This window comes from Segniliparus rugosus ATCC BAA-974 (assembly GCF_000185725.2).
GTDB classification, from domain to species: domain Bacteria; phylum Actinomycetota; class Actinomycetes; order Mycobacteriales; family Mycobacteriaceae; genus Segniliparus; species Segniliparus rugosus.
In genome coordinates this window covers 38,160-64,653 of record NZ_KI391953.1, presented here as the reverse complement: position 1 = coordinate 64,653, position 26,494 = coordinate 38,160, and the positions used below count along the sequence as shown (strand labels likewise).

The 26,494-nt window shown below is 68.3% G+C and carries 23 protein-coding genes, 2 tRNA genes and 2 pseudogenes; 17 read left to right on the top strand and 10 right to left on the bottom strand.

What is annotated here, in order from left to right:
* Positions 1-14: 14 nt before the first annotated feature.
* Positions 15-308, top strand: coding sequence for a hypothetical protein (locus HMPREF9336_RS00260; protein ID WP_156920246.1), 294 nt, complete (start codon positions 15-17; stop codon positions 306-308).
* Positions 309-318: 10 nt separating this feature from the next.
* Here HMPREF9336_RS00260 and HMPREF9336_RS00255 read toward each other — a convergent pair whose 3' ends face one another.
* The 7 genes from HMPREF9336_RS00255 to HMPREF9336_RS00225 all read right to left on the bottom strand — a co-directional run bounded on the left by HMPREF9336_RS00255 (position 319) and on the right by HMPREF9336_RS00225 (position 7,405).
* Complete coding sequence (locus HMPREF9336_RS00255) at positions 319-2,022, bottom strand: sensor histidine kinase (protein ID WP_007472461.1); 1,704 nt, start codon at positions 2,020-2,022, stop codon at positions 319-321.
* Complete coding sequence (locus HMPREF9336_RS00250; protein WP_007472463.1) at positions 2,019-2,741, bottom strand: response regulator transcription factor; 723 nt, start codon at positions 2,739-2,741, stop codon at positions 2,019-2,021. Before HMPREF9336_RS00250 ends, HMPREF9336_RS00255 begins: the two co-directional genes overlap by 4 nt.
* 105 nt (positions 2,742-2,846) lie before the next feature.
* Positions 2,847-3,515: a hypothetical protein gene (locus tag HMPREF9336_RS00245; RefSeq protein WP_021029839.1), complete on the bottom strand. Its 669-nt coding sequence runs from the start codon at positions 3,513-3,515 to the stop codon at positions 2,847-2,849.
* A 125-nt stretch (positions 3,516-3,640) separates the two neighbouring features.
* Complete coding sequence (locus tag HMPREF9336_RS00240; protein WP_007472467.1) at positions 3,641-4,333, bottom strand: methionine ABC transporter permease; 693 nt, start codon at positions 4,331-4,333, stop codon at positions 3,641-3,643.
* The gene (locus HMPREF9336_RS00235; protein ID WP_007472469.1) at positions 4,330-5,385 is read right to left on the bottom strand and encodes a methionine ABC transporter ATP-binding protein; all 1,056 of its coding nucleotides are present in this window, start codon (positions 5,383-5,385) and stop codon (positions 4,330-4,332) included. Before HMPREF9336_RS00235 ends, HMPREF9336_RS00240 begins: the two co-directional genes overlap by 4 nt.
* Positions 5,382-6,230 (bottom strand): MetQ/NlpA family ABC transporter substrate-binding protein, encoded by an 849-nt coding sequence (locus HMPREF9336_RS00230; RefSeq protein ID WP_341871971.1) that lies wholly within the window; start codon positions 6,228-6,230, stop codon positions 5,382-5,384. The genes HMPREF9336_RS00235 and HMPREF9336_RS00230 overlap by 4 nt, the downstream gene beginning before the upstream one ends.
* A 209-nt stretch (positions 6,231-6,439) precedes the next feature.
* Positions 6,440-7,405 (bottom strand): MetQ/NlpA family ABC transporter substrate-binding protein, encoded by a 966-nt coding sequence (locus tag HMPREF9336_RS00225; RefSeq protein WP_084206644.1) that lies wholly within the window; start codon positions 7,403-7,405, stop codon positions 6,440-6,442.
* Between the two features lie 177 nt (positions 7,406-7,582).
* Between HMPREF9336_RS00225 and HMPREF9336_RS00220 the strand changes: the two genes are divergently transcribed.
* The 7 genes from HMPREF9336_RS00220 (at position 7,583) to HMPREF9336_RS00190 (ending at position 15,402) form a co-directional block, all read left to right on the top strand.
* Entirely contained in the window at positions 7,583-8,548 is a 966-nt protein-coding gene (locus HMPREF9336_RS00220) for a DNA cytosine methyltransferase (RefSeq protein ID WP_007472473.1), read from the top strand.
* Between the two features lie 185 nt (positions 8,549-8,733).
* The gene (gene gyrB / locus HMPREF9336_RS00215) at positions 8,734-10,770 is read left to right on the top strand and encodes a DNA topoisomerase (ATP-hydrolyzing) subunit B (RefSeq protein ID WP_007472475.1); all 2,037 of its coding nucleotides are present in this window, start codon (positions 8,734-8,736) and stop codon (positions 10,768-10,770) included.
* Between the two features lie 47 nt (positions 10,771-10,817).
* Positions 10,818-13,298 (top strand): DNA gyrase subunit A, encoded by a 2,481-nt coding sequence (gene gyrA, locus HMPREF9336_RS00210; protein WP_007472477.1) that lies wholly within the window; start codon positions 10,818-10,820, stop codon positions 13,296-13,298.
* Positions 13,299-13,352: 54 nt separating this feature from the next.
* A complete protein-coding gene (locus HMPREF9336_RS18150) occupies positions 13,353-13,979 on the top strand; it encodes a DUF3566 domain-containing protein (protein WP_021029836.1) in 627 nt (208 codons plus the stop codon).
* Between the two features lie 85 nt (positions 13,980-14,064).
* A tRNA-Ile gene (locus HMPREF9336_RS00200) sits at positions 14,065-14,138 on the top strand.
* A gap of 313 nt (positions 14,139-14,451) precedes the next feature.
* On the top strand, positions 14,452-14,973 hold the full coding sequence (locus tag HMPREF9336_RS00195) for an alpha/beta hydrolase family protein (RefSeq protein WP_244431571.1): 522 nt from the start codon (positions 14,452-14,454) through the stop codon (positions 14,971-14,973).
* Positions 14,974-15,138: 165 nt separating this feature from the next.
* A complete protein-coding gene (locus tag HMPREF9336_RS00190; protein WP_007472483.1) occupies positions 15,139-15,402 on the top strand; it encodes a hypothetical protein in 264 nt (87 codons plus the stop codon).
* A 123-nt stretch (positions 15,403-15,525) separates the two neighbouring features.
* Here HMPREF9336_RS00190 and cynR read toward each other — a convergent pair whose 3' ends face one another.
* On the bottom strand, positions 15,526-16,434 hold the full coding sequence (gene cynR, locus HMPREF9336_RS00185) for a transcriptional regulator CynR (protein WP_007472485.1): 909 nt from the start codon (positions 16,432-16,434) through the stop codon (positions 15,526-15,528).
* Between the two features lie 118 nt (positions 16,435-16,552).
* On the opposite strand from cynR, the gene cynS reads away from it, so the two are divergent.
* From cynS to HMPREF9336_RS00145, 8 genes and pseudogenes are all read left to right on the top strand, one after another.
* Positions 16,553-17,023, top strand: coding sequence for a cyanase (cynS, locus tag HMPREF9336_RS00180; protein ID WP_007472487.1), 471 nt, complete (start codon positions 16,553-16,555; stop codon positions 17,021-17,023).
* 26 nt (positions 17,024-17,049) lie between these two features.
* Positions 17,050-17,553, top strand: a complete 504-nt coding sequence (locus HMPREF9336_RS00175; RefSeq protein ID WP_007472489.1) for a nucleoside deaminase — start codon at positions 17,050-17,052, stop codon at positions 17,551-17,553.
* A gap of 37 nt (positions 17,554-17,590) precedes the next feature.
* Positions 17,591-19,633: pseudogene (efeU, locus tag HMPREF9336_RS00170) on the top strand (iron uptake transporter permease EfeU).
* A gap of 26 nt (positions 19,634-19,659) precedes the next feature.
* Complete coding sequence (efeB, locus tag HMPREF9336_RS00165; protein ID WP_021029833.1) at positions 19,660-20,886, top strand: iron uptake transporter deferrochelatase/peroxidase subunit; 1,227 nt, start codon at positions 19,660-19,662, stop codon at positions 20,884-20,886.
* Between the two features lie 119 nt (positions 20,887-21,005).
* A tRNA-Ala gene (locus tag HMPREF9336_RS00160) sits at positions 21,006-21,078 on the top strand.
* A 179-nt stretch (positions 21,079-21,257) separates the two neighbouring features.
* Positions 21,258-21,686: a pyridoxamine 5'-phosphate oxidase family protein gene (locus HMPREF9336_RS00155; RefSeq protein ID WP_021029832.1), complete on the top strand. Its 429-nt coding sequence runs from the start codon at positions 21,258-21,260 to the stop codon at positions 21,684-21,686.
* Positions 21,687-21,755: 69 nt separating this feature from the next.
* Positions 21,756-22,937 carry an FUSC family protein gene (locus tag HMPREF9336_RS00150; protein WP_021029831.1) on the top strand — a complete coding sequence of 394 codons (1,182 nt, stop codon included), beginning with the start codon at positions 21,756-21,758 and terminating at the stop codon, positions 22,935-22,937.
* 223 nt (positions 22,938-23,160) lie between these two features.
* On the top strand, positions 23,161-24,102 hold the full coding sequence (locus tag HMPREF9336_RS00145) for an acyl-ACP desaturase (protein ID WP_040584770.1): 942 nt from the start codon (positions 23,161-23,163) through the stop codon (positions 24,100-24,102).
* A gap of 30 nt (positions 24,103-24,132) precedes the next feature.
* On the opposite strand, the gene HMPREF9336_RS00140 is transcribed toward HMPREF9336_RS00145, so the two are convergent.
* Both HMPREF9336_RS00140 and HMPREF9336_RS00135 read right to left on the bottom strand, forming a co-directional pair.
* Positions 24,133-24,561 (bottom strand): hypothetical protein, encoded by a 429-nt coding sequence (locus HMPREF9336_RS00140; RefSeq protein ID WP_007472497.1) that lies wholly within the window; start codon positions 24,559-24,561, stop codon positions 24,133-24,135.
* A complete protein-coding gene (locus tag HMPREF9336_RS00135; RefSeq protein WP_021029830.1) occupies positions 24,554-25,054 on the bottom strand; it encodes a hypothetical protein in 501 nt (166 codons plus the stop codon). The genes HMPREF9336_RS00140 and HMPREF9336_RS00135 overlap by 8 nt, the downstream gene beginning before the upstream one ends.
* A gap of 61 nt (positions 25,055-25,115) precedes the next feature.
* Between HMPREF9336_RS00135 and dusB the strand changes: the two are divergent.
* A pseudogene (gene dusB, locus HMPREF9336_RS00130) lies at positions 25,116-26,275 on the top strand (tRNA dihydrouridine synthase DusB).
* Positions 26,276-26,494: the final 219 nt, after the last annotated feature.

Genomic DNA, 26,494 nt, shown 5'->3' with positions numbered 1-26,494 from the left:
TGGGAAGAGGCGACATGTGTACGACAACTTGTATCCCTGCTGTTCTGTTCGCTTTGCTCGGGGCTTCGGCGATGGGGGAGATGGGGGCGATGGGGGGAGCGTCGTGGCAGGCCATTGCGCACCATTGGGCGAATGAGGAGGGCAATGCGGGCTCCGCAGGCAGCGGCGGCAGCGACGACCCGACCGACCACGGCGGCAACGGCAACATCTTGGAGGGGGAGGACGATCCGGTTCAGAAAGAGGACATGAGCAGGCCGCACATTCTCACCAGGCACGCGGAAGAGCAGGCGGACGGCATCGGCCTGTGAGCGCTGGCGCTCATTCCTCGGCGAGATAGAGCTCGTCGTCCTCCTCCGGATCGGGGGCGAGGCGAGGCAGGCGCACTCGCAATGTCGTGCCGGCTCCGAGTTCGCTGCTGACCGACGCTTGTCCGCCATGGGCGCGGACGATGGCGTCGACGATGGCCAGCCCGAGCCCGGAGCCCCCGCTGGAGCGCGCTCGGGAGGGGTCGACCCGGTAGAACCGCTCGAAGATGCGTTCCGCGTCCTCCGGCGAGAGGCCTGGTCCGGTGTCGCGGACCTCCAAGAGCACGTCCTGCGCGTCCCCGCCGAGCCAGAGCGTCACGCTGGCCTCGTCGCCGGTGTGCGAGAGCGCGTTGCTCACCAGGTTCGAGAGCACCTGCCGCAGGCAGGGCTCGTCGCCAAGCACCACAGGGGCCCCGCCGGAGGGCTGGAGCTGGAACACGACTTCGCGGTCAGGCGCGATGGCCTTCGCGTCGTGCACGGCGTCGGTCATCAGCTGGAACATGTCCACCGGCTCCAGCTCCAGCGGGCGCTGCTCGTCGGTGCGGGCGAGGGCGAGCAGGTCTTCCACGAGTTTGCCCATGCGGATCGCCTCGCTCTCGATCCGAGACATGGCGACGGCGGTCGAGACCCCGACGCCTTTGCGGTGCAGTTCCGCGAACCCCCGGATCGCGGTGAGCGGGGTGCGCAGCTCGTGGCTCGCGTCGGCGACGAATTGCCGCATGCGGCCTTCCGAGCTTTTCGCTTTCTCCTCCGAGGCCTGGGTGGCGGCGAACGCCTGCTGGATCTGCGCCAGCATCGAGTTCAACGCCGTGGAGAGCCTGCCGACTTCGGTGCGCTCCCCCCAGTCCGGGACTCGGCGCTCCAAGTTCCCCGCCGCGATCTCGTTCGCGGTGCGCTCGACCTCCACCAGCGGGCGCAGGCTCCAGCGCACGAGGAAGTAACCGGCGAGCCCGAGGACGAGCAGGACGCCGGTGCCGATGGCGAGCTGCAGCGTCAGGAGCGAGGACAGGTTGCCGTCGACGTCGGTGAGCTCGGTGGCGACGACGATGTCCCCGTGCAGGCTGGGGATCCACACCGCGCGCCAGCGCAGTCGCGGGTCGCCTTCGGACGGCACGGTTTGCGGGGTGCGCAGCTGATAGAGGTCGGCGGGGATTTGCGGGGCGACCACAGTGCCGTCCGAGCCTCGGAAACGGCCGAACACCCGGTCTCCCACCCGGATGTAGTACCTCGAGGAGGAGGCTCCTTCCAAGGTGATGGGCGCGACGGAGGGCTCGGGCGCGCCGTCCGGGCTTGGCTGGCTGTTCGGGCGAGTCGTTGGCGGCGGCGGTTGCAGGGTGCGCAGCGTCGGCGGGGCGGACGGCGCGCCTTGCCGAGGGGTCGGGCTCGCGGACGGCTCCGAGGGCACGCTCGGATAGCCGATGGAGGGAATGGGCTTTCCCGGCGGGATGGGAGGCTTGAGCGGCCGCTCCGCGATCCGCTGGGCGACTCCGGTGATGTCCTGGTCGATGCGGTTCATCACCGAACGTTGGAAGCTGATGGTGACGATCGCGTCGCTGACCAGCACGCCGCCCCCCACGAGGACCAGCATCAGCGAGACCAGCGTCAGCCACAACGGCAGCTTCCGGACCCCGTCGCCGAGCTGGCGCCTCGCCGGGGCGGGGGACGCGTCCCCCGGATCGCCCGGAGGCGGGTTGGTGCGGGCTCGGACTGCGGTCACCGAGGCTCGCGCAGCACGTACCCGACGCCCCGGAGCGTCTGGAGCATTTTCTTCTCTCCGGTGTCGATCTTGCGCCGTAGGTACGAGACGTAGGACTCGACCACGTTCATGTCGCCGCCGAAGTCGTAATGCCACACGTGCTCGAGGATCTGTCGTTTCGACAGCACGATCCGGGCGTTCACCATGAAATAGCGCAGCAGGGTGAATTCGGTGGGGGACAGGGACACCAGCTGGCCCGCCTTCCACACCTCATGGGTCTCCTCGTTGAGCTCGATGTCCTCGAAGACGAGGGTGGGCGATTCCCGAGCGCCGTCGCTCTTGCCCGCGCGGCGCAGGATCACCCGCAGCCTGGCGACGACTTCTTCGAGGCTGAAGGGCTTGGTGACGTAGTCGTCCCCGCCGATGGTGAGCCCGGTCAGCTTGTCTTCGAGGGAGTCTCGGGCAGTGAGGAAGAGGACGGGGCATTCGGTGCCCATCTCCCGAACCCGGCGCAAGAGGGTGTACCCGTCCATGCCGGGCAGCATGACGTCGAGGATCATCGCGTCGGGCGGCTCCTTGGTCACCACTGCCAACGCGTCGGTGGGGTTATGCGCCTCTTTGACGTTGAACCCCTGGGCTAGGAGGCACTCGCGGAGCAGGTAGGCGATGTTCGGCTCGTCGTCGACGATGAGGATGGACGACGTCCGGGCTCCCGAATTCGAGGCCAGCGTTGCAGTCATACCCCATATTCTGGGCGATGAGACCGAGAGTTGGGTGAAAGAAGTCTGTGAATCAGTTGTGAATGTCCCGGACCTTCCCTGACGAGGCAGGCCGGGGGAAGTCCGTCAATGCGAGGGGCACACGCGGACGACTTCGTCGTGCGCCTGGTTCAGGTTGTCCCACGCGGAGTCCCAGCGCTCCCACGGGATGCCGACATCGGGGAAAAGGGGGGCGATGCCGCCGCCGGTGTTGACCATCTCGCGCAGGATCACGGCGTACATGTCGTATTTCCGGAGCGGATCGGTCCGAGTGTCGTACTTCGGGACGCCCGCGAGGCCCCGGACGACCGCGCCGTGCGCGGTGCTCAGGAAGAAGGAGAGTTTGTCGATCTCCGGCTCGGCGGCGAAGTAGTCGTCGGTGCTCTCCACCTTCACCCGCCACGTGAGGTAGGCGGGCTCGATGGGGGCCCAGGTGTTGTTGACGCGCCGACAGGCGTCCTCGAAGCTGCCGACGCCGGTGCGGGGGACGGATCCGGTGCGGGAGGCGTCCGGCATCCGCGTGTCGAAGGCGTACGGGCCGCTGGACTCGAAAGGCTCGTTGTCGTCCGTTGGGTTCCACGAGGTCGGGTTCATATGCGCCGGTCCGGCGATGGCTTGCGGGGTGGCTTCAGCCGAGGGCCTGGCCGTGACGAACACGCTGGCGGCGATGAGGCCTCCCGCCAAGCCGAGGCCCGCGAGCCGCCGGCCCCTTCGCTGAGAGAGCCGGGCCGTCCGAGAGCGCGCGCTCTTTCCCATGTGACTCCAATCGCATTCCACTCGAAGCCTCATGCTAGCACCCGGCGGTCGGACCTTGAAAGAGCTGGGAAGAGCAGTGTGAAAGAGCCGGGGAACGACGAGGGAGGTCGCCGCGCGGGGCTCGATTACCTGCGGAGCGCCTTTCTCGCGAGCCAGTTCCCGATGAACTGGGCGAGCTGCACGAAGAGCACGATGAGCAGCACGGACACGAGGGTGACGTCCCAGCGGAAGCGGTTGTAGCCGTAGGTGATGGCGAAATCCCCGACCCCGCCGCCGCCGACAACGCCGGCCATCGCCGACATGTCGACGATGCCGACCAGCACGAAGGTGTAACCGAGGATGAGCGGGCCGAGGGCTTCGGGGATGAGCAGGGTCAGGATGATCCGCAGCGGGCTGGCCCCGACGGCTCGGGCGGCCTCGATGACGCCGGGGTCGATGGTGACGAGGTTTTGCTCCACGATCCTGGCGATGGCGAAGGCGGCGGACACCACCATGACGAAGATGGCGGCTTGGATGCCGATGGTCTTGTGGACCGCGGCAAGGGTGATCGGGCCGAGGGCCGCGACGAGGAGCACGAACGGGATCGGCCGGATGATGTTGACGGCCACGTTCAGCACGATGTGCGCGAACCGGTTCGCGAGCAGCCCGCCGGGCCTGGAGCAGTACAGGATCACGCCGAGGATCAGCCCGAGGACTCCGCCGAAGACCGCGGTGACCAGCACCATCCACAGGGTGTCCGCGAAAGCCTCGCCGAGCTGCGGGCCGAGCCGCCGCCAGCTGGAGTCGGCCCCGAACCAGCCGATGAGGTGGTCGATCATGACGAAGCCTCCTGCACCACGACGGCCCTTGTGGCGGCTTTGAGTTTGTCGATCAGCCTGGCGACTTCCTCGGCGGGGCCGTCGAACTCGAAACTGATGTTGCCGAACGTTTGGGATTTCAAGCTGGCGACTCCGCCGTAGACGACCTCGAAGCGGACGCCGGCGCGGACGGCCTCGGCGAGCAGCGGGCCGACGCGCACGTCGTCCCGGATGTCGACGGCCACGATCGTGCCGGGGTGGCGCTCGGCGATCCGTGCGAGGTCCGCCCCCTCCGGGGCGTGCCGGAGCACGGTGCCGACGAAATTGCGGCTGATCTCGCTCTGCGGATCGGCGAAGACGTCGAAGACCGTCCCGGTCTCGACCACTTTGCCCTTGGCCAGCACCGCGACGCGGTCGGCGACGGCCCGCACGACGGACATCGAATGGGTGATCGCCACGATGGTCACGCCGAACTCCGTGTTGACCGAGCGCAGCAAGCGCAGCACGTCCTCGGTGGTCTCCGGGTCCAGCGCGCTGGTCGCCTCGTCGGCCAGGAGGACAGAGGGACCGCTCGCGAGCGCGCGCGCGATCCCGACGCGCTGCTTCTGCCCGCCGGAGAGCTGGTCGGGGTAGTGCTTCGCCTTGTCGGCGAGGCCGACGAAATCAAGCAGTTCGGCGACGCGCGCCTGGCGTTTCGCGGCGGGCCAGCCCGCGACCTTCAACGGGTAGGCCACATTGCCCGCCACCGTCCGGGAGCGGAAGAGGTTGAACTGTTGGAACACCATGCCCACGTCGGCGCGCACCGCGCGCAGCCCGCGCTCGGACAACGCCGACACCTCGGTCCCGTGCACCAGCACCCTGCCCGAGCTGGGCCTCTCCAGCCCGTTGATCATCCGGATCAACGTGGACTTCCCCGCGCCGGAATAGCCGATCATCGCGAAGATCTCGCCTGCCGGGATGTCGATGCTCACCTGGTCGACGGCGGTGACCAGGCGGCTTCCTGCCCGGTAGGTCTTGCTGACGTTCTCGAACCGAATGCCGTGCTCTGCGCTCGCTGGTTTTTCCGGGGTCACTGTCCCGCCCGGATCTTGGCCTCGACGTCCGCGAGGATCGCCTGGAGTTCGGCGGCGGGTCTGGTCACGGCCACCTGTGTTCCTTTGGATTCCGTGTTGTACGCGTCGTTCACCGGTTTGGAGTGGTAGATATCCGCGAGCTTCGGGTAGAGCGGGTTGTCCTTGTCCTCGGGCCGCACCACGATGACGTTGATGTATTGCGCCGAGTTCGGATCGTTCGGATCGTCCTTGGCCAGCGCCGTCCTCGGGTCGATCCCCGAATCGCTCAGGTAGTTGTTGTTGACGACCGCGCCGTCGACGGAGTCCAGAGAACGAGCGGTCTGGGCCGGGTCGACCAGCACGAGGCTGACTTTGGACGCTGCCTTGTCCACATCGTTCGCGGTCGGGCTCAAGCGGTTCCCGACCAGCCGGATGAGCCCAGCCGCGCGCAGCACGAACAGGGCGCGCCCCTGGTTGGAAGGGTCGTTCGGCACCGCGATCTGGCCGCCTCGGGGGATCTCGGCGAGCGTCTTGTGCTTATGCGAGTACAGGCCGAGCGGCACGATGAAGGTGGCCGCGACCGGGGTGAGATGCGTGTTGTGCGCGACGTTGTACTCGGCGAGGAAGCGCAGGTGCTGGAAGAGGTTCGCGCCCAACTGGCCTTGGGCGAGCGCGTCGTTCGGCTGCTGGTAGTTGGTGAAGTTGACCGTGTCGATGGTGATCCCCTGGCGCTTCGCCTCGGCGACGAAGGTGTTCCAGCTGTCCTTCCCCGCGTCCGTGGTCCCGAGCAGCACGGTGTTCGCCCCGCCGCTCGTGGTTGTGGCGCTGAAGTTCAGGAGGGCGACGAGCGCCGAGAGCACCACCACGACGGACACCGCCGCGGCTCCGAGGAGCAGCAGGCCCTGGGCGGAGCCGGCCACGAGGTCGCGCCGCGTCTTCGGGGCCGTCGCGTTCACCGGGCGCTCCTTCGTGTCGCGTCTTTTCTCACCTGCCGTGTTCCCTGCCTCGCGGTCGGGCGGGCTCACCTTACCGGGCTCGCGGTCGTCGGTCCGGCCCCGCCGCTCCGGCCGACCGGCTATTTCTGGTCGGCCCGGATTTGATTCTCCAGCGCAGCGAGGACTCCTTGCAGCTCTGCGGGAGTTTTCTTCACGTCGATCTGAGAGCCTTTGGACTGCCTGGCGAAGGCTTCTTGCACCGGCTTGGAATGGTAGATATCGGCGAGCCGCTGGTAGAGCGGGTTGTCTTTGTCCTCGGGCCGCACCACGATGACGTTGATGTACTGCTCCATCCGCGCCCGCTTCTGCGGATCGGGGTCGCCGAGGGCGCTCGGGTCGTCCTTGGCCAACGCGGCCGAGGGGTCCACCCCGGCGGAGGGGAGCCACGTGTTGTTGATGACCGCCGCGTCGTCCTCGTCGTAGCCCCGGACGAGGAAGTCGGACTTGATGGCCTCGACGACGACTTTCGAGCTCGGGTCGACGTCGTCTTTGGTGGGCGATGTCGGGTCGCCCTTCAAGACGACCAGCCCCGCGTCGCGGAGCACGAGCAGCGCCCTCGCGGTGTCCGGCGGGTAGTCGGGGATGGCGACTTTCCCGCCCTGCGGGATCTCGGCGAGCGTCTTGTGCTGCTTGGAGTACAGGCCGAGCGGCACGATGTAGGTGGAGGCGACGGGGACGAGCTGCGTGTTGTGCGCCACGTTGTACCTGGCGAGGGAGCGGAGGTGCTGGGCGAGGTTCACGTCGATCTGCTTGCTCGCGAGCTCGTCGTTTGGGCCGATGTAGTCCCAGGAGGAGACGACTTCGAGGTCGATGCCGTGGCTCTTCGCCTCCTGGGCGAAGGCTTTCCACCCCTCGCCCTTGTCGTCGGTGGTGCCGATCTTGATCGTCGTTGCCGGGGTTTCCGAGGAGCCGCACGCTCCGAGCGTTCCGACGGTCAGGCACACGGCGGCCAGGGCGGTCGCGCGGCGCAAGAAGCCGCCCGCCGCCGCGCGGAGCGCAGCTTCGCGGGTCGTCCCACGGATGGGCTGCTCGGTTGTCGCGGACATCTCGCCCACCGGACGCTCCTCGTCGTGATCTCGCCCCCGCCGGAGGCCTGTGGCGCTCGCTTCGCGAGTGAGCCTTTGCTGTCGCTGGCCGAGCACACTGTAACAAGCGAACCGTTTCTGATCTCGGAGCCTGGGGAAATCCCGGATCTTCTCCGCGTTCGCTGTTACTGTCCCGGCATGACTGCGCGCGATCCTGGTCGCCGGCCTCGGCTGCTCGACCTCTTCTCGGGTTGCGGCGGATTGTCCCTCGGGTTCGAGGCTGCGGGGTTCGAAGTCGCCGCCGCCGTGGACAACTGGCCCGAGGCGCTGGCTGTCTACCGGCGCAACTTCCGGCATCCGGCGATCGAGCTGGACCTGGGCGATGTGGACCTGGCCAAGGCGGTGCTGAGCGAATGGACGGCGGGCGTGGACGGGATCATCGGCGGCCCGCCGTGCCAGGACTTCTCCTCGGCGGGGCGGCGGGTCGAGGCCGACCGGGCCGACCTCACCGAGAAGTTCGCGCGGCTGGTCGCGGCGTTCCTGCCCAAATTCTTCGTCATGGAGAACGTCGAGCGGGCGGCGAAGGCAGCTGCGCTGCGCCGGGCGGTGGAGATCTTCGAGGCGAGGGGCTACCACGTGGCCCGGACGGTGCTCGACGCGTCGCGGTGCGGGGTGCCGCAAATCCGCAAGCGCCTGTTCACCATCGGCTTTCTCGACCAGGGGAGCACCGCGAAGGCGATGGCGGCGTTGACGGAGAACCTGGCCCCGTCGCCGATGACGTTGCGCGACTACTTCGGCGGCGCGTTGGACTTCGACCATTACTACCGCCATCCGCGCAGCTACGCCCGCCGGGCGGTGTTCTCGGTGGACGAGCCGTCGCCCACCGTCCGGGGGGTGAACCGCCCGGTGCCTTCTGGCTATCCTGGCCATCCCGGCGACACCGCGCCGGTGACGGAGGGGCTGCGCCCGCTCACCACGGCGCAGCGGGCCATGGTGCAGACGTTCCCTTCGGATTTCTGGTTCGGGGCCACGAAAACCGCCGCCGAGCAGATGATCGGCAACGCGGTCCCGGTGAAACTGGCCCAATACGTCGCCGAGGCGGTGCGCGGAGCCCTCGCCGACGAGCCCGCCGCGCTGTCGGCGCGCGCGGACGTCGCGGGCTGACGGGCGGCGGAGAAGCCCCCGTGACTGGGGGAAACGCTCGTACGAGCCGCAGAATGGGCCGTTCCGCCCGTCAACCCTGTTTTCGGGCGAAGAACTCCACCGGCTGCGCGTTACGCGACTCTCGGCGGCGTGACACGGCAGTGCGCATGGTTTCTGAGGCCATTGGGGGGTACAATGAGGAAATAATGAGCGAGAAGAAGAACAGCGAGAAAAAGAACGCTGAGAAGTCCACGTACGGGGCGAGCTCCATCACCATTCTCGAAGGGCTCGAAGCCGTTCGCAAGCGTCCCGGCATGTACATCGGCTCCACCGGGGAGCGCGGTCTGCACCACCTCGTCCAAGAGGTCGTCGACAACTCGGTGGACGAGGCCATGGCCGGGTACGCGACCCGCGTCGACGTCACCTTGCTCGCCGACGGCGGGATCGAGGTCGTCGACGACGGCCGAGGCATCCCGGTCGCGCCGCACGCCTCCGGCCCGCCGACGGTGGAGGTCGTCCTCACTGTCCTGCACGCGGGCGGCAAGTTCGACTCCGACTCCTACGCGGTCTCCGGCGGCCTGCACGGCGTCGGCATCTCCGTGGTCAACGCGCTCTCGTACAAGCTCGAAGTCGAGATCGACGTGGACGGGCACCACTGGACCCAGGCGTACGACAACGCCAAGCCGGGGCCTTTGGTGAAGGGCGCGGCGGTCAAGCGCACCGGCACGACGGTCCGGTTCTGGGCGGACCCGAAGATCTTCGAGACCACCCGCTACGACTTCGACACCATCGCCAGGCGGCTGCAGGAGATGGCCTTCCTCAACAAAGGCTTGATCATCACCCTCACCGACCTGCGCGAGGGGCAGATCGACGCCTCCGACGAGGGCGAGGGCGTCGACACCGCCGAGCTGGTCCGCTCCGAGGGGGACGACGAGGCCAAGGCTCCGGCGGTCAAGCGCAGGGAGTACCACTACCCTGGCGGTCTGCACGACTACGTGGCGCACATCAACCGGACGAAGACCGCCATCCACACCTCCATCGTCAGCTTCGAGGGCAAGGGCGAGGGCCACGAGGTCGAGATCGCGATGCAGTGGAACTCGGGCTACACCGAGTCGGTCTACACCTTCGCGAACACGATCAACACGCATGAGGGCGGCACGCACGAGGAGGGCTTCCGCGCGGCGCTCACCTCGACGGTGAACAAATACGCCCGCGATAAGAAGATCCTCAAGGAGAAGGACAAGAACCTCTCCGGCGACGATGTGCGCGAGGGCCTGTCGGCGGTCATCTCCGTCAAGCTCAGCGAGCCGCAGTTCGAGGGCCAGACCAAGACCAAGCTCGGCAACACCGAGATCCGCTCGTTCGTGCAGAAGATCTGCAACGAGGAGCTGGCCCACTGGTTCGAGGCGAACCCCAGCGAGGCGAAGGTCATCGTCAGCAAGGCGCAGCAGGCCGCGCAGGCCCGCGACGCCGCGCAGAACGCGCGGGCGCTGGTGCGCCGCAAGTCCGCGACCGACATCGGCGGCCTGCCCGGCAAGCTCGCCGACTGCCGCTCGAAGGACCCGAGCAAGTCCGAGGTCTACATCGTGGAGGGCGACTCGGCGGGCGGCTCGGCCAAGAGCGGGCGCAACTCGGAGTTCCAGGCGATCCTGCCGATCCGAGGCAAGATCATCAACGTCGAGAAGGCCCGGATCGACCGGGTGCTCAAGAACACCGAGGTGCAGTCGATCATCACCGCCTTCGGCACCGGCATCCACGACGAGTTCGACCTCGCGAAGCTGCGCTACCACAAGATCGTGCTCATGGCCGACGCGGACGTGGACGGCCAGCACATCTCCACGCTGCTCTTGACGCTGCTGTTCCGGTTCATGCGCCCGCTGGTGGAGCACGGCCACGTGTACCTCGCGGCCCCGCCGCTCTACAAGCTCAAGTGGCAGCGCGCGGAGCCGGAGTACGCCTACTCGGACCGCGAGCGCGACTCCCTGCTGTCGATCGGCCTTGGGTCGGGGAAGAAGATCAACAAAGACGACGGCATCCAGCGCTACAAGGGTCTTGGCGAGATGAACGCCAAAGAGCTGTGGGAGACCACGATGGACCCGGACACCCGGACGCTGCGCCTGGTCACCATGGACGACGCGGCTGCAGCGGACGAGCTGTTCTCGATCCTGATGGGCGAGGACGTGCCCGCGCGCAGAGGTTTCATCGCGCGCAACGCGAAGGACGTGAGATTCCTCGATGTGTGACCGTCTCGACGCCTGACCTCGCCGACTTCTCTTAGGAGCTTCTCGCAATGACCGAACCAACTGACACCTCGCCGCCGCGCGACCGCATCGAGCCGGTCGACCTCGGCCAGGAGATGCAGCGCAGCTTCATCGACTACGCGATGAGCGTCATCGTCAGCCGCGCCCTGCCGGACGTGCGCGACGGCCTCAAACCGGTGCACCGGCGCATCCTGCACGCCATGCAGGACCAGGGCTTCCGGCCCGACCGAGGCTATGTGAAGTCCGCGCGCCCGGTCTCCGAGACGATGGGCAACTACCACCCGCACGGCGACTCGGCGATCTACGACGCCCTGGTCCGCATGGCCCAGCCGTGGTCTTTGCGCTACCCGCTCATCGACGGGCAGGGCAACTTCGGCTCCCGAGGCAACGACGGGGCCGCGGCGATGCGCTACACCGAGGCCCGCCTCGCGCCGCTGGCGCTGGAGATGGTCCGCGACATCGACGCGGAGACCGTCGACTTCGTCCCGAACTACGACGGCAAGACCGAGGAGCCCTCGGTCCTGCCAGCGCGGATCCCGAACCTCCTGGTCAACGGTTCTGGCGGCATCGCGGTCGGCATGGCGACCAACATCCCGCCGCACAACCTGCGCGAGGTGGCCGACGCGGTCTTCTGGGCGCTGGAGCACCACGACGCGGACGAGGCGACCACGCTAGAGGCGGTCAAGGAGATCGTCAAGGGCCCGGACTTCCCGACCGCGGGCCTCATCGTCGGCACCGACGGCATCGCCGACGCGTACACCACCGGGCGCGGCTCGATCCGGATGCGCGGGGTCGTGGAGATCGAGGAGGACTCGGGCGGACGGACCATCCTGGTCATCACCGAGCTGCCGTACCAGGTCAACCCGGACAACATGATCCTCGCCATCGCCGAGCAGGTCCGCGACGGCAAGATCGCGGGCATCGCGCAGATCGACGACGAGTCCTCCGACCGCATCGGCATGCGCATCGTCGTCACGCTCAAGCGCGACGCGGTGGCCCGCGTGGTGCTCAACAACCTCTACAAGCATTCGCAGCTGCAGACGAACTTCGGCGCGAACATGCTCGCCATCGTGGACGGGGTGCCGCGCACGCTGCGCCTGGACCAGATCATCCGGCTCTACGTGGCGCATCAGATCGAAGTCATCGTCCGGCGCACCCAGTACCTCCTGCGCAAGGCCGAGGAGCGCGCCCACATCCTGCGCGGCCTCGTGAAGGCGCTCGACGCGTTGGACGAGGTCATCGCCCTGATCCGCGCCTCGGCTTCCGCCGACGAGGCGAGGGTCGGCCTGATGGAGCTCCTGGACGTGGACGAGATCCAGGCCCGCGCGATTCTCGCCATGCAGCTGGGCCGCCTCGCGGCGCTGGAGCGGCAGAAGATCTTCGACGAGCTCGCCGAGATCGAAGAGGAGATCGCCGACTACAAGGACATCCTCGCCAAGCCGGAGCGCCAGCGCGCCATCGTCCGAGACGAGCTCAAAGAGATCGTGGACAAGCACGGCGACGAGCGCCGCACGCGGATCATCGCCGCCGAGGGCGACGTGCGCGACGAGGACCTCATCGCGCAGGAGGACGTGGTCGTCACGATCACCGAGACCGGCTACGCCAAGCGCACCAAGACCGAGCTGTACCGCAGCCAGAAGCGCGGCGGCAAGGGCGTGCAGGGCGCGGCGCTGAAGCAAGACGACATCGTCGCGCACTTCTTCGTCTGCTCCACCCACGACTGGATCCTGTTCTTCACCACCCGAGGCCGGGTCTACCGGATCAAGGCGTACGAGCTGCCCGACATGAACCGCGCGGCCAGAGGCCAGCACGTGGCGAACCTTTTGGCGCTGCAGACTGAGGAGAAGATCGCCCAGGTCATCCACCTGCGGACCTACGAGGACGCGCCGTACCTCGTGCTTGCGACCAAGCGCGGCCTGACCAAGAAGTCGCGCCTGACCGAGTTCGACTCCAACCGCTCCGGCGGCATCGTCGCGGTGAACCTCAAGGACGACGACGAGCTGGTCGGGGCCGCGCTCTGCTCGGCGGACGACGACCTCTTGCTCGTCTCAGAGCACGGCCAGTCGATCCGCTTCCACGCCAACGACGAGCAGCTGCGCCCGATGGGCCGCGCGACCTCCGGCGTGCTCGGCATGCGGTTCAACGAGGACGACCAGCTGCTCGCGATGAACGTGGTCCGCGACGGCGCGTACCTCTTGGTCGCCACCTCCGGCGGCTACGCGAAGCGCACCGACCTCGGCGAGTACCCGGCGCAGGGCCGGGGCGGCAAGGGCGTGCTCACGGTGCAGTACGACCGGCGGCGCGGCGGCCTGGTCGGCGCGGTGATCGTGGACGACGACACCGAGCTGTACGCCATCACCAGCGGCGGCGGCGTCATCCGCACCGCGGCGCGCCAGGTGCGCAGGGCTGGGCGGCAGACCAAGGGCGTGCGGCTGATGAACCTCGCGGAAGGGGACCGGCTCATCGCGGTGGCCCGCAACGACGAAGACTCGGCGGGGTCGGGCGAATAGGGCGCTTGCCACAAGAATGTTCGCTTCAACAAAGTTTGGTAGTGTGACTGTCCCATGAGCACCCCCCCGCCCGTCGGCGGCAGAGACACAGCACAGTCGCCGGAGCAGGAGCCGCCGACCACGGCTTTGCCGAAGGTCGCCGCCCCGTCGCGCAAATCGACGGAGCGCATCTCCCCCGCCTCGGACTCGGTGTCGGCGGTGACCGCCCGCCTCGCCGACTCCCGGCGGCCCTCGGCCGACCGCGCCGCCGCGAAGCCCGCCGTCGGCGCGGCGGCCGCCCAGCAGCCCAAGGCCGTCGCGAGCCGCCCGCAGCAGCCCGGCGGCCCGCTGCGGGCGCAAGTGCAGGTGCGCTGGGTGGACCCGTGGACGGTCTTGAAGGTCACCGCCGCCGTGGCGGTCGTCCTCTTCGTCGCCTGGATGATCGGTGTCGCGATCCTCTATGCCCTGCTCGAAGCGATCGGCGTGATGGGGAAGATCAACTCCGGCCTTGGGGACTTCTCCAGCGGCGCGACGGAGAGCAGCGACATCGTCACCCCCGGCATGGTGTTCGGCTTCTCCGCGCTCGTCGGCGTCGTCAACGTCGTCCTGGTGACCGCACTGACGACAGTGGGGGCGTTCATCTTCAATCTCTGCGTCGATCTCATCGGCGGAGTCGAGATCACGCTCGCCGACCCCGAGTAGGAGCTGGACGGAGCCGCCGGTCAGAAGCGAATTGTGGAAAACTGGGCGGATACGGTAAAGTGTCACGGTCGCCAAGGCGGCATTCGGGCCTATAGCTCAGGTGGTTAGAGCGCTTCGCTGATAACGAAGAGGTCCCTGGTTCAAGTCCAGGTAGGCCCACACAAGACACTGCAGGCCAGAAGGTTTCGCAGAGCGCGCGGAGGAGTTCTCGCTGGCTTTGTCGAGCGCTCCCGCCACGGCTTCCAGATCCTCAGGGGAGAGGGGCTGCGACCTGTTCCCACGTCCCAGCCGCCAGCGTGGCATGGTCGAATGACGCCAGCCCCGTCCGGGGAAACCGGGGACGGTTCACTAGGGTGTGCTTATGGACTTGCGGCGGCTTCGTGCGATCGAGCGGGCCGCAGAGCCTTTGCTGTCCGGGCGCGATGGCTCTGAGCCTCCCCAGGTGCTGCTGTTTCGTTTCGAGCCGTCCGGCATGGTTGGTATTTCTGTCGGCAACCCGGACACGGCCTCCCGTGTCGGGGTGCTTGTGCCGGACAGACTGCCGCGAGCACGAGGCGGACTGGACTTCCGCCGCAATGTCGAGCTTGCCGCCGTGCTGCGCGCCGCGACCAAGGCCGTGCTCGGCCCGGTTGACGACGCGGCTGTGCTCGTGCTGCAAAGCGACGATCTCGGACCAGCCTCGATGACACTGCGAAAGGAGCTGCGCGCTCTGCCGGCCACGAGCGCTCGGGAAGACCAACAGGTGACGTTGATCGGGCACGGCCTCGGGCGTAAAGCTGTGGTCGAAGCGGTGGAGGGATCGCCAGACAAATTGGCCGACCGCGTGGTGCTCATCCAGCACCTGAAGAACCCGCGCGCCCGTCCCTCCCGATACGAGGGGACGCAATGGCACCACGTCCAAGAACCCCCAGGCGCAGGCCCCTACTGGTGTCCCGACGACACGTCGCTCAGCGCGGTCGCAGCCATAGTGGCCGGCTCCCCATTGGGAACCTAAGAGGCGGAGCGAGAAGCCAACCGCATATTGGAGGTGTTCCACAGTGGCTCCAGCGTCTGATGTGGTCTCGAAGCATCAGCACGGGAGGCCAGGGCGGATCACCGGCTATTCTTGATAGAGAACTATTTGGCTGTTCCAGCCTCGCGTAAGAAGGTGACGATACCGATGCCCCGACCTCCGAAAGCGCTCAGCGCGCTCGTCGCGATCGCCCTCGGCCTCATGCCCGTCGGCGGCTCCGCTTCCCTCGCGGCGGCGGGCCCCGTGGTCCATGCCCCGGACGGCGCTCTGGACGACCCGAACAACCCGAACAACCCGAACGGCTTCGAGCAATCCGACGATCCCTACAACCGCGACTTGAAGAATAGGGTGGTCGAACCGCTCAACCCCATGCCGCCCTCTCCGCCGAACAGAAAACCGATCATCCCTTAAGAGGTCCGGCCACACAGCGCCTTCTCCTCGAGGCACATGCCCGCTGCGGCTCGAACTTGCGCGATAGGCCCACGTGTCCGTTGCCGCTCTGCGCCCGGTCTCAGATTCGGCCCCGGCGTGAGCTCACGGGGGCGGGGCGTAGCCGCGGGCTCTCACGAGTTCGTGGACGATGCGGGTGAAGGCCGAGGCCGCCGTGCTGGTGTAAGACCCGTGCCTGCGCAGGAGCGCGACCGTGCGGGCGGGCAGGGGCGGATCGAGCGGGATGGGCGTGAGACGGGGGTGCTCGTGGGTGATGGCGTCGGGCAGGACGGTGGCGAGGGAGGCGCGTCGGACGATCTCGGTGAGGGCTTGGATGGAGTTGGCCTCGACCGCGATCCTCGGCGCGACGCGATGCTCGGCGAAGTAGGCGTCGATGTGGCCCCGGGTGGCGAAGTCGGCGCTGAGGAGGGCGAGGTGCTCGTCTTCGAGCGCGTGGACGGGCAGCGGGTTCGGCAGCGTCTGGGCGCGCGGGGCTCCGACGACGAGGCTGAGGGTTTCGGTGAACAGCGCGCTGGCGGCGATTCCGGGCGGATGGGAGCCCGCGAAGGCGATGCCGAGGTCGAGATCGTCGGCGAGCAAAGCCGTTTCCATGCGGTCCTGGGGCAGCTCGGCCAGCGTCAGGCCGACGCCGGGGTGGCGGCTGTGGAGTTCGGCGGCGAGCGGGCCGACGAGGTAGGCGGTGAACGTGGGCGTGACCCCGAGGCGCAGATGGCCTCGGGAGAGGTCGTGGACATCGTGCACGGCGCGCTCTGCCGCGGCCAGCTCGCGCAGCGCCCGTCGGGCGTGCGCGGTGTAGGCGGCTCCGGCATCGGTGAGCCGCACCGTCCGTCCGGTGCGGTCCAGCAGTTGCGCGCCGAGGGCTCGTTCGAGCTGCTTGATCTGCTGGGAGAGCGTGGGCTGGGAGATGTGGAGCTCTTCGGCGGCGCGGGTGAAGTTCCCATGTTCGGCGACGGCGAGCAGATAGCGCAGGTGGCGGAGTTCGGCGACGGCCATGGCACAGACTATAGGCGAGAGCAATGGATTCTATGGCTAGAAGGTATTGGACACTATAGGAACAGTTCATGCATGCTGGATGTCGTCGGATAGTTCACGAGAAAAGGACGCGCCACCTATGATCCACGCCCAGTTCGACCCCGCCGCCCGTCAGGCGCTCGCCGTCGCGGCGGTCGAGGCCAAGACCCGCAAAGACCTCACCTGGCAACAGATCGCCGACGCGGCGGGCCTGTCTGCGGCCTTCACGACGGCCGCCGTCCTCGGCCAGCACCCGTTGCCGGAGCAGTCCGCCAACGCCGTCGCCGAGCTGCTGGAGCTGGGCCCGGACGCGGCGCGGCTCCTGCAAACCATCCCGACCCGAGGCTCGATCCCCGGCGGCGTGCCGACCGACCCGACCATCTACCGCTTCTACGAGGTGCTCCAGGTCTACGGCACGACGCTCAAGGCGCTGATCCACGAGCAGTTCGGCGACGGCATCATCAGCGCTATCAATTTCAAGCTGGACGTGCAGAAGGTCCCCGACCCCGAGGGCGGCGAGCGCGCCGTCATCACCCTGGACGGCAAGTATCTGCCGACCAAGCCGTTCTGACTCCGACCGGCCCAAGGAGGACCGCCATGGATTTCATCCAACGCACCGTCGACCTCGCCCGACAGAACGTCGCCGAGGGCGGCCGCCCGTTCGCGACCGTGATCGTCCGGGACGGCGAGATCCTCGCCGAGAGCGCCAACAAGGTCGCCCAGACGGGCGACCCCACCGCCCACGCGGAGATCCTCGCGATCCGCGAGGCGTGCGCGAAGCTGGGGACCGAGCATCTTGTCGGCGCCACGATCTACGTCCTGGCCCACCCTTGCCCGATGTGTCTGGGCTCGTTGTACTACTGCTCCCCGGACGAGGTCGTCTTCCTGACCACTCGCGAGGAGTACGCGCCGCACTACGCGGACGACCGCAGGTACTTCGAGCTGGCCACCTTCTACGACGAGTTCGCCAAACCCTGGCAGGACCGCCGGCTGCCCATGCGCCACGAGCCGCGCGAGGAGGCCAGAGCGGTCTACCGGTTCTGGCAGGAGCGCAACGCCCCTGGCCCCCTCGCGGCGGCGCTGGAGACCTCGGGAATGTAGCTTATGCTTAGCTCACTCGGCGGGTTATCATGATGGCGTGCACTGGTCAGACGCGCTTCCGAGCTTTCTCATAGGCCTTCGCGAGGGGCTGGAGGCGGGGCTCGTCGTCACAATTCTGCTCGCCGCGGTCGGCAAAGCCGCAGGAGGCCAGGCGCGTCGGCGCATGCTGCCGGTGTGGGTCGGCGCGCTCACGGCGCTCGCGGTCTCGGCGAGCTTCGCGGCGGTCCTCACGTTCTCCACGAGCCTGCTCGACGCGCGGGGGCAGCAAATCCTCGGCGGCCTTTTGAGCGTGCTGGCCGTCGTGCTGGTCACGGCGATGATCTTCTGGATGCGCGGGGCCGCTCGGACGTTGTCCTCGCAGTTGCGCGAGAAGGTCGAGTCCGCGTTGGAGATCGGCTCGGGGGCCGTGGCGCTCACCGCGTTCTTGTCCGTGGCGCGCGAAGGGCTGGAGACCACTCTTTTCCTCTGGACGTCGGCGAAGGCGACCGGGGAGTCCGTCGCGCCGGTGATCGGCGCGACGCTGGGCCTCGCCGCCGCCTTCGCGCTCTGCGTGCTGCTCTACCGGCGCGCGATCCGGTTGAACCTCGGCGTGTTCTTCGGCCGCACGGCGGTGCTGCTCGTGGTCATCGCGGCGGGAGTTCTGGCGTACGGAGTCGGCGACTTGCAGGCCACCGGCCTGATCCCCGGCGCGTCCTGGCTCGCCTTCGATTTCGGCGTGGTCGCGCCCGCAGACTCCTGGTGGGTCACGCTGATCACCGGGATCACCCAGCTCACCCCGCGCATGACCGTGCTGCAGGTGACGGTCTGGGCCGTGTACCTCGTGGGCGTGCTCGCCGCGTTCTTCTTGGAGGGCAAGGAGCCCGCGCCCGAGCGCCCGGCCGGGCAGAAGCGGTCCGCGTGGTTCGAACGCGCGCTGCAGCGCGGGCCGTGGCGGCTCGCCCTGGCCGCGATCCTGATCCCGGTCGCGCTCGCCGCCGCGGCGATCTGGGCGCTGCCCTCCGCCGAGCGCCCCGCCGCGAAAGCCACGGTGACCGCGACCAGCTGCGGGGCGGACTTCAAGCCGACGCGGGCGGGGACGCAGACCATCACGGTGGCGAACAAGTCGAAGAAGGCGGGCGAGATCAACCTGCTCAACAGCGCGGGCGCGGTGGTCGGCGAGATCGAGACCCTGGCCCCGAACACCAGCGCGGAGCTGACCGCGACGCTCGCGAACGGGGCGTACACCCTGCGCTGCTTCATGGCGGGGGAGCAGCCGAGGGATTCGGCGGCTGTGTTCGTGAGCGGGAGCGCGGAGGGCCCGGCCCCGCTGCCGGTGGCCAAGGTGACCGAGGAGGACCTCAAGCCGGTGATCGCCGCGTACACCGAGTACGTGCAGGGCAAGCTCGCCGTGTTCGCGCCGCAGTTGGACGCGATCCGGGCGGCCCTCGCGCGCGGCGACGCGGCCGGGGCGCGGGCCGCGTGGCTGCCCGCGATGGTGACCTGGGACGAGATCGGGGCGGCCTACGGCAGTTTCGGCGAGTACGGCGACGCGATCGACATGCTGCCCCATGGGCTGCCGGACGGCCCCAGGGACAAGGAGTTCGTCGGCCTGCGCCGACTGGAGCGCGGCCTGTGGCACGGCTAGGACCCCGCCGCGCTCGTGGCGGTCCTCGACGCGATCAGCGCGAGCGTCGCGGACCTGCGCGGGCATCTGGACAAGGTCATGACCGAGCCGAAAGACTTCATCAACCGTCCGCACGAGGTGCTCGAGGACATGCTCCGCTTCCAGCTCATGGGGTACACCGACCAAGGCGGCGGGGCGGAGTACGCCGAGGTCCAAGCGGGGGCGGCGGCCACGCGGGCCTTGCTCGACCAGGTCGCCCCGTTGGTGGCCCCGCGCGATCCGGGCCTTTTGCCCAAGGCGAAGGCGCAGCTCGACGCGCTCGAAGCCGCGTTGCGCGCCACGCAGGCGGACGGCAAGTGGCAGCCGCTGGCCGACGTAGCGCCGCAGCGCCGACGCGTGGTCGCCGGGGCGCTCGGCGAGGTCCTCGAAACCCTCGCCGACGTGCCGCCGCTGCTCGAACTGCCCACCCGACGCTGAGCGTCCTGAGGAAGAAGAGACATTTCATGGATCTCAATCGCAGACGTTTCCTCCAAGGCGCGGCCACCGGGGCCGGAGCCGCGGCGCTCACCGGCGGCATGCTTGCCGCCGGCGCGGCGAAGGACGCGGGCGGGCAGGCCGCGTCCTTGCCCCAGCGCTACCCCTTCCACGGCGAGCGCCAGTCGGGCGTGCTCACCCCCGCGCCGTCGCAGAAGCAGAACTTCGCGAGCTTCGTGGCGCTGGATGTGACGACGACGGACCGCCGCGTCCTCGCCGAGGCGTTGCGCGCGCTCACCGACCGCGCCCGCCGCCTCACGGCGGGCGGGCCGCCCCCCGACCTCGGCGTCGGCAAGCCGCCCTCGGACAGCGACGTGCTCGGCCCCATCGTGCCCGCCGACGGGTTGACGGTGACCGTCGGCGCGGGCGCGAGCCTCTTCGACGGCAGGTTCGGCCTTGCGGAGCGCAAACCGGCGAAGCTCACCGCGATGCCGACCTTCCCCGACGACTTCCTCGACCCCGCGACCACCCACGGCGATGTGATGCTGCAGCTCTGCGCGCACCAGCCCGACACGGTGCACCACGCGCTGCGCGACATCATGCGCCCGATCCGGGGCGCGATGCAGATCCGGTGGCGCTACGACGGCTACAACTCCCCGCCAAGACCGTCGGGGACCGGGCGCAACCTGCTCGGCTTCAAAGACGGCACGGCGAACCCGGTCGACGCGGACGCGTCCGCGCTGGTGTGGGCGGACGGCGCGGACGAGCCCGAGTGGGCGAGGGGCGGCACCTACCAGGTGGTGCGCATCATCCGGATGCTCGTCGAGTTCTGGGACCGGATCTCCGTCAACGAGCAGGAGAACATGTTCGGCCGCCGCCGCGACTCAGGAGCCCCCTTGGACGGGAACGCCGAATTCGACGTCCCGGACTACGCCGCCGACCCGAACGGCGACGTGATCCCGCTCGACGCGCACATGCGGCTGGCCAACCCGCGCACCAAAGAGACCGACGACCAGCGCCTCATCCGCCGCTCATACAGCTACGACCTCGGCGTGGACGCCAACGGGAACATGGAGTGCGGGCATATCTTCGTCGCGTACCAGCAGGACGTGCAGCGCCAGTTCGAGGCTGTGCAGAAACGCCTGGCCGGGGAACCGCTCGTGGACTACGTGCAGCCGATTGGCGGCGGGTACTTCTACGTCCTGCCCGGCGTGCGGGACGAGGACGACTGGTACGGGCGCGCGCTCTTGGGCTGACCGGCTCCGCGCGCGGCGAAAGCCCCTTGCGCGGGCTGGTAAACTGAGGCCGCACGCGGCACGGAGCAATCCGGAGCCGGGCTAAGGCGCTGCTGGGAGCGTCGGCCAGCTCCGTGCATGGGGCCATGGCGCAATTGGTAGCGCAGCGCTTTTGCAAGGCGAAGGTTGTCGGTTCGAGTCCGATTGGCTCCACATTTCGTTGAATTCCTCCGCCCACAGCGCTTTTGCAAGGCACAAAAGCATCCACCGGTTCGAGTCCGATCGGCCCCACATCCCGTCGAACCCCTCCGCCCACAGCGCTTTTGCAAGGCACAAAAACATCCACCGGTTCAAAGGGGAATAGCCGCCTGGCGCGCCCGGTTGCACGGAGTATGGCTATCGAGATACCCGAATCCGTCCGGGCGCTGCTCGCGAAGTCCCCGTACACGCATCTGGTGACGCTCAACCGGGACGGCAGTCCGCAAGTGTCGCTGGTCAACCCGATTCTGCGCGGGAACGAGGTTTTGATCGCGCATTTGTCCGAGCATCAGAAGGTCCGCAACATCCGCAGGGACGGCAGGGTCTCGCTCTCGATCGAGTCCGGCACGACGAGCCCATTGGGCTTGCGCGAGTACGCCGTGCTCCACGGCAAGGCGCATATCACCGAGGGCGGGGCCGCCGAGGTGGTGAATGAGGCGATCCGCGCGGCGACCGGCGACCCGTCGGCGGTGTTCACCGACGCGGGCCCGGAGGCCGGTTTCGTCACCCATGTCGAGGTGGAGCGGATCGTCGGGGTCGGCCCCTGGGGCGGCGCGCGCTAGCTCGGGGCCGGACCGCCCCCGGCGGGCGGGCGCCGAGTGCGGCGGGCTGTTTGTCGATACAGTACTGGGATGGCTCAGAGCGTCCCCGGCAAGCAGGCGGGGGCCTCCCCTGTCGGCGCGACGGGGGAGGCGCGCGCGAGCTGGGCGCGCCAGCGGGTTTCGGCGCTGCGCAAGAACTTCCTTGCCGGGGTGGATCGGTTGAAGTCCACCGCGTTGCCGATCTTGCAGTGCTCGATCGGAGCCGGGCTGGCCTGGTTCGTCGCGAAGAACCTCGTCGGGCACCTCTCGCCGTTCTTCGCCCCCATCGCCGCGGTGATCTCGCTCGGGGTGTCGCTCGGCAGCAGATGGCGGCGCGCGGTGGAGCTGGTGTGCGGGGTGATGCTCGGCATCGCCATCGGCGATGTGCTGGTGAGCGTCATCGGGCACGGCTGGTGGCAGATCTCGTTCTTCGTCGCTGTCGCGATGGTCGCCGCCACGTTCATCGACAAGGGGCTGATCTTCCCGATGCAGGCGGCCTCGTCCTCGCTGCTGGTGGTCCTCTTCCCGCCGACGGTGGCCGGGACGAACATCGCGGGGCCGTCGCGTCTGGTGGATGCGCTGATCGGCGGGGTGATCGGCATTATGATCTCGGCGCTTTTGCCCGCGCATCCGTTTCTCCGGGCGCATCAGGCCGCGGCGGCGGCCTTGGCCACGTGCGAGACGGTGCTGCGGGGCGTCGCGGAAGGGCTCCAGGCGCGGGACGCGGCGCGGCTGGAGGAAGTGCTCGCCGCCGCGCGGGCGAGCCAGCCGCAGATCGACGCTTTGCAGACCTATGTGCGGGCCGGGGACGAGATCGTCCGCATCTCGCCGTTGTTCTGGACCCGGCGGGCCGAGGTGCACGAGGTGAGCGTCTCGGCCGACCACATCGACCGGATCATCCGCGATTTGCGGGTGCTCGCCCGGCGGGCCTGGATCCTGGTGAACAGCGGCGGCAAGCTTGGGGTGGGCCTTGTCGAAGCCATCGAGGCGACGGCGGACGCGGCAGCGCAGGTCAGGCTCTTGTGGCTGGCGAAAAAGCCAGACCAGGCGCAGCGCGACCGAGTCCTCGCCGCGCTGGAGGCGTGCGCGGCGAGGCTGGACCCGACGATGCTGTCCGGTGTGGCGCTGAGCGCCGAAGTGGTGTTCGCGCAACTGGAGTCCACGATCTTCGACCTCTTCCAGGCGGCGGGGTTTGCCTCGGCGACAGCGCTTCGGGCGTTGCGTGAGGCCTAATCGTTACTTTCCGTCCAGGAAATCCCCTGGTCGGAGCCTTGACAAAAAGTATAAGTAAGGCTAACCTTACTTACGAGGGCGCGTGCCGATGCGCTAGGATGTCCGTTCACGACACGGCCGGGCGCGCCCGACGTCGAGAAACCTTGATACAGGCCGATGTGATGCGTAGCATCCTTATAGGGAATTGCGAACGAGCGCGAAGAAGCGGAGACGAAACACCATGCTGCAACGGGAACTTTCCGACAAAGCTCTCCTCCACGAGCTGTACGAGACGGCGGAGGAGAACGTCCACCGGCATCTGAGCATGGCCAAGGACTGGAACCCGCACGACTACATCCCGTGGAGCGAGGGCAAGAACTTCAAGCTCCTCGGCGGCGAGGACTGGGAGGTGGGCCAGTCCAAGCTGGACGAGCCCGCCAGGGTCGCGATGCTCACGAACCTTGTGACCGAGGACAACCTGCCCGCCTACCACCGCGACATCGCCGACGCGTTCTCCCGCGACAGCGCCTGGGGCACCTGGGTCGGCCGGTGGACGGCCGAGGAGAACCGGCACTCCATCGCGATCCGCGACTACCTCCTCACCACCCGCGCCATCGACCCGGTCGAGCTGGAGCAGGCCCGCATCGCGAGCACGGTGGCCGGGTTCAACCCGCCGATGGCCGCGCAGGACATGTTGCACACGGTCTGCTACGTGACCTTCCAGGAGCTGGCCACCCGCGTCTCGCACCGCAACACGGGCAAGGCCTGCAATGAGCCGATCGCGGACAAGCTGCTCCAGCGCATCTCCGCGGACGAGAACCTGCACATGATCTTCTACCGCAACCTCGTGGAGCAGGCGCTGAAAGTCTCCCCGAACCAGACCATCAAGGCCATTGCGGACATCCTCACGATGTTCCAGATGCCTGGCGCGGGCATGAAGAACTTCCGCCGCAACGCGGTCATCATCGCCAAGAGCGGGATCTACGACCTCAAACTGCACTTGGAGGACGTGGTGATGCCGGTCCTGCGGCAGTGGAAGATCTTCGAGCGCGACGACTTCTCCGGCTACGGGGAGTGGGAGCGCGACCGCATCGCCGAGTACGTGCAGATGATGACCGGGAAACTCCAGCAGATCGAGGAGAACAAGGCCAAGCGCGAGGAGCGCCTGCGCCGCCGCGCCTCGTAGTCCACGGGTCCGCGCGGCGATGGGCCGCGCTCACCCCTGCTGCCAGATCCTCGGGTCGGTCCGGTCCAAGAACTCGTGGAGCAAGTCGAGCTTCGGCGCGATCTGTTCGGGCTCGGGGTAGCTGTCCGCCCAGGTGAGCAGGTTCGCGTCCTGGAACTGGAGCGGCCACGCGTGAAACCTCGGGTCGGCGAGCATCCATTGCCGGGTCCGCGCGTCCAACACGTCGAAGGCGAACGGGATGCTCGGGCCCCACACGCCGAACGCGCCGTCGAACGCGGGGTCCTGCATCCGGATCGGCACGCCGAGCTGCTTGAGCAGCCAGGGCGGGGCCTTCTTCGGCAGCACGGTGAGCGGCGGCCGCGCGGCTGGCGTGGGGATGGCGATCACCGAGTACCAGCCGTTGGTTGCGCTCTTGGAGACCTGGACGCTCTTGCCGACGAAAGCGCTGCGCTCAATCATCGTCCGACCCGGAGCGCTGCGAGGGCGGGGAGTAGGAGAAGGCGGCGAACGGCTTGCCTCGCCACGAGCCGGTGAACACGTCGCGCGTCTGGAAGCCGGTCGCGTTCGGATCGGCGGCGCTGCGGAACGGGCGCACCCCGTCGGCCCGCATGTTCTCCGAGAAGAAGTGTTCGGCGAGCCAGGCCCCGTCCGTCCGGTAGTCCCAGCCCTGCCGCCGCGCGAAGTCCTGGTAGAAGGGGACTCGCTTCGCCCGGCGGCGCTCGGCGCGCCCTATCGTCGTGAGGGCGATGGCGATGAAGATCGCGGCTCCGCCGAGGAACGAGAGGATGGCGACCCAGGTCAGCGTGCCCGCGAAGGGCAAATCCGCGGCGCGCGCGCCGACCATGGCGACGAAGAGCGCCGCCAGGGTGTAGTAGAACGCCTTGTACGCGAAGTCTCCGAACCGCTGTCCGAACGAGGGTCGCCAGAATGGGGCGATCGTTTGATCAGGCACAGCGCCTCACTCTACGCGAGAGCGGGTTGAGCCCGCCGGGTTCGCTCCGTATCCTGGAGAAATGACCACAGCCCTTGCCGAGCCCGCGCTGCGCATCGGGCCTTTCGAGCTCGCGTCGCCGGTGGTGCTCGCCCCGATGGCCGGGGTCACCAATCTCGCCTTCCGCACCGTGTGCCGGGAGCTGGAGACGGAGCTGACCGGCCAGGCCAGAGGGCTGTACGTCAATGAGATGATCATGGCCCGCTCTTTGGTGGCCCGCAACCCCAAGGCGATGCGGATGGTCGAGTTCGGGCCGGAAGAGCGGCCGCGTTCGATGCAGCTGTACACCGTGGACCCGGAGGCGGTCGGCGAGGCGGTGCGGATGATCGTCGCCGAGGACCTCGCGGACCACGTCGACCTGAACTTCGGCTGTCCGGTCCCGAAAGTCACCCGCAACGGCGGCGGCTCGGCCCTGCCCTACAAGCGGCGCCTGTTCGCCCGCATCATCGAGGCCGCCGTGCGGGGGGCCGATGGCGTGGTGCCGGTGACGGTGAAGTTCCGGATCGGCATCGACGACGAGCACCACACCTACCTCGATGCCGGACGGATCGCGCGGGACAGCGGAGCCGCGGCGGTGGCGCTGCACGCGCGCACCGCGGCGCAGCTGTACTCCGGCACGGCGGACTGGTCGGCGATTGCGCGCTTGAAGGAGCACGTCACCGATATCCCGGTGCTGGGGAACGGCGATATTTTCGCCGCGGAGGACGCGGCGCGGATGATGGCGCAGACCGGCTGCGACGGCGTGGTCGTCGGCAGAGGCTGTCTCGGACGGCCCTGGCTGTTCGCGGAGCTCGCCTCGGCGCTCTCCGGCGGGACGATCCCCGCCCCGCCGCCGCCGAACCTCGGCGAAGTGGCCAGGATCGTCCTGCGGCACGCGCAGCTGTCGGTCGAACACGCGGGCAAGCACGGGGTCGCGGAGATGCGCAAGCATTTCGCCTGGTATCTGCGGGGTTTCTCGGTCGGGTCGGAGCTGCGGACCAAATTCTCCACGGTCGCCTCGCTCGCCGAGATCGAGGATCTGCTCGGCCGACTGCCGCACGACGAGCCGTTCCCGCACGAGGCCGAGGGGCCGCGCGGGCGCAAGGGCTCCCCGCAAAAAAGGTGGCGTTGCCGCAGGGCTGGCTGGACGACCCGGAGGAATGCGCCACGGGGCTGGTCGACGTCGAGCATTCGGGCGGCTGATCCCCCCGCTCGCAGGGCTCGTGGGAGGCGCCCCAGGTCCAGGGCGCGGATTGGGCGGATCGGTCTGCGGAACTGATCGGGACGTTTGCCCGCTGCCAGGGCCTTGCCTGCTTCGGTATACTCGCGGTCCAAGTCAGTCGTGAGGGCAACCCAGGGACATGGGAGCGGACGGCGGGCCGAAGGCCGGATCCGGCTAAGGCTCGGGGCTGACTAAGAGAA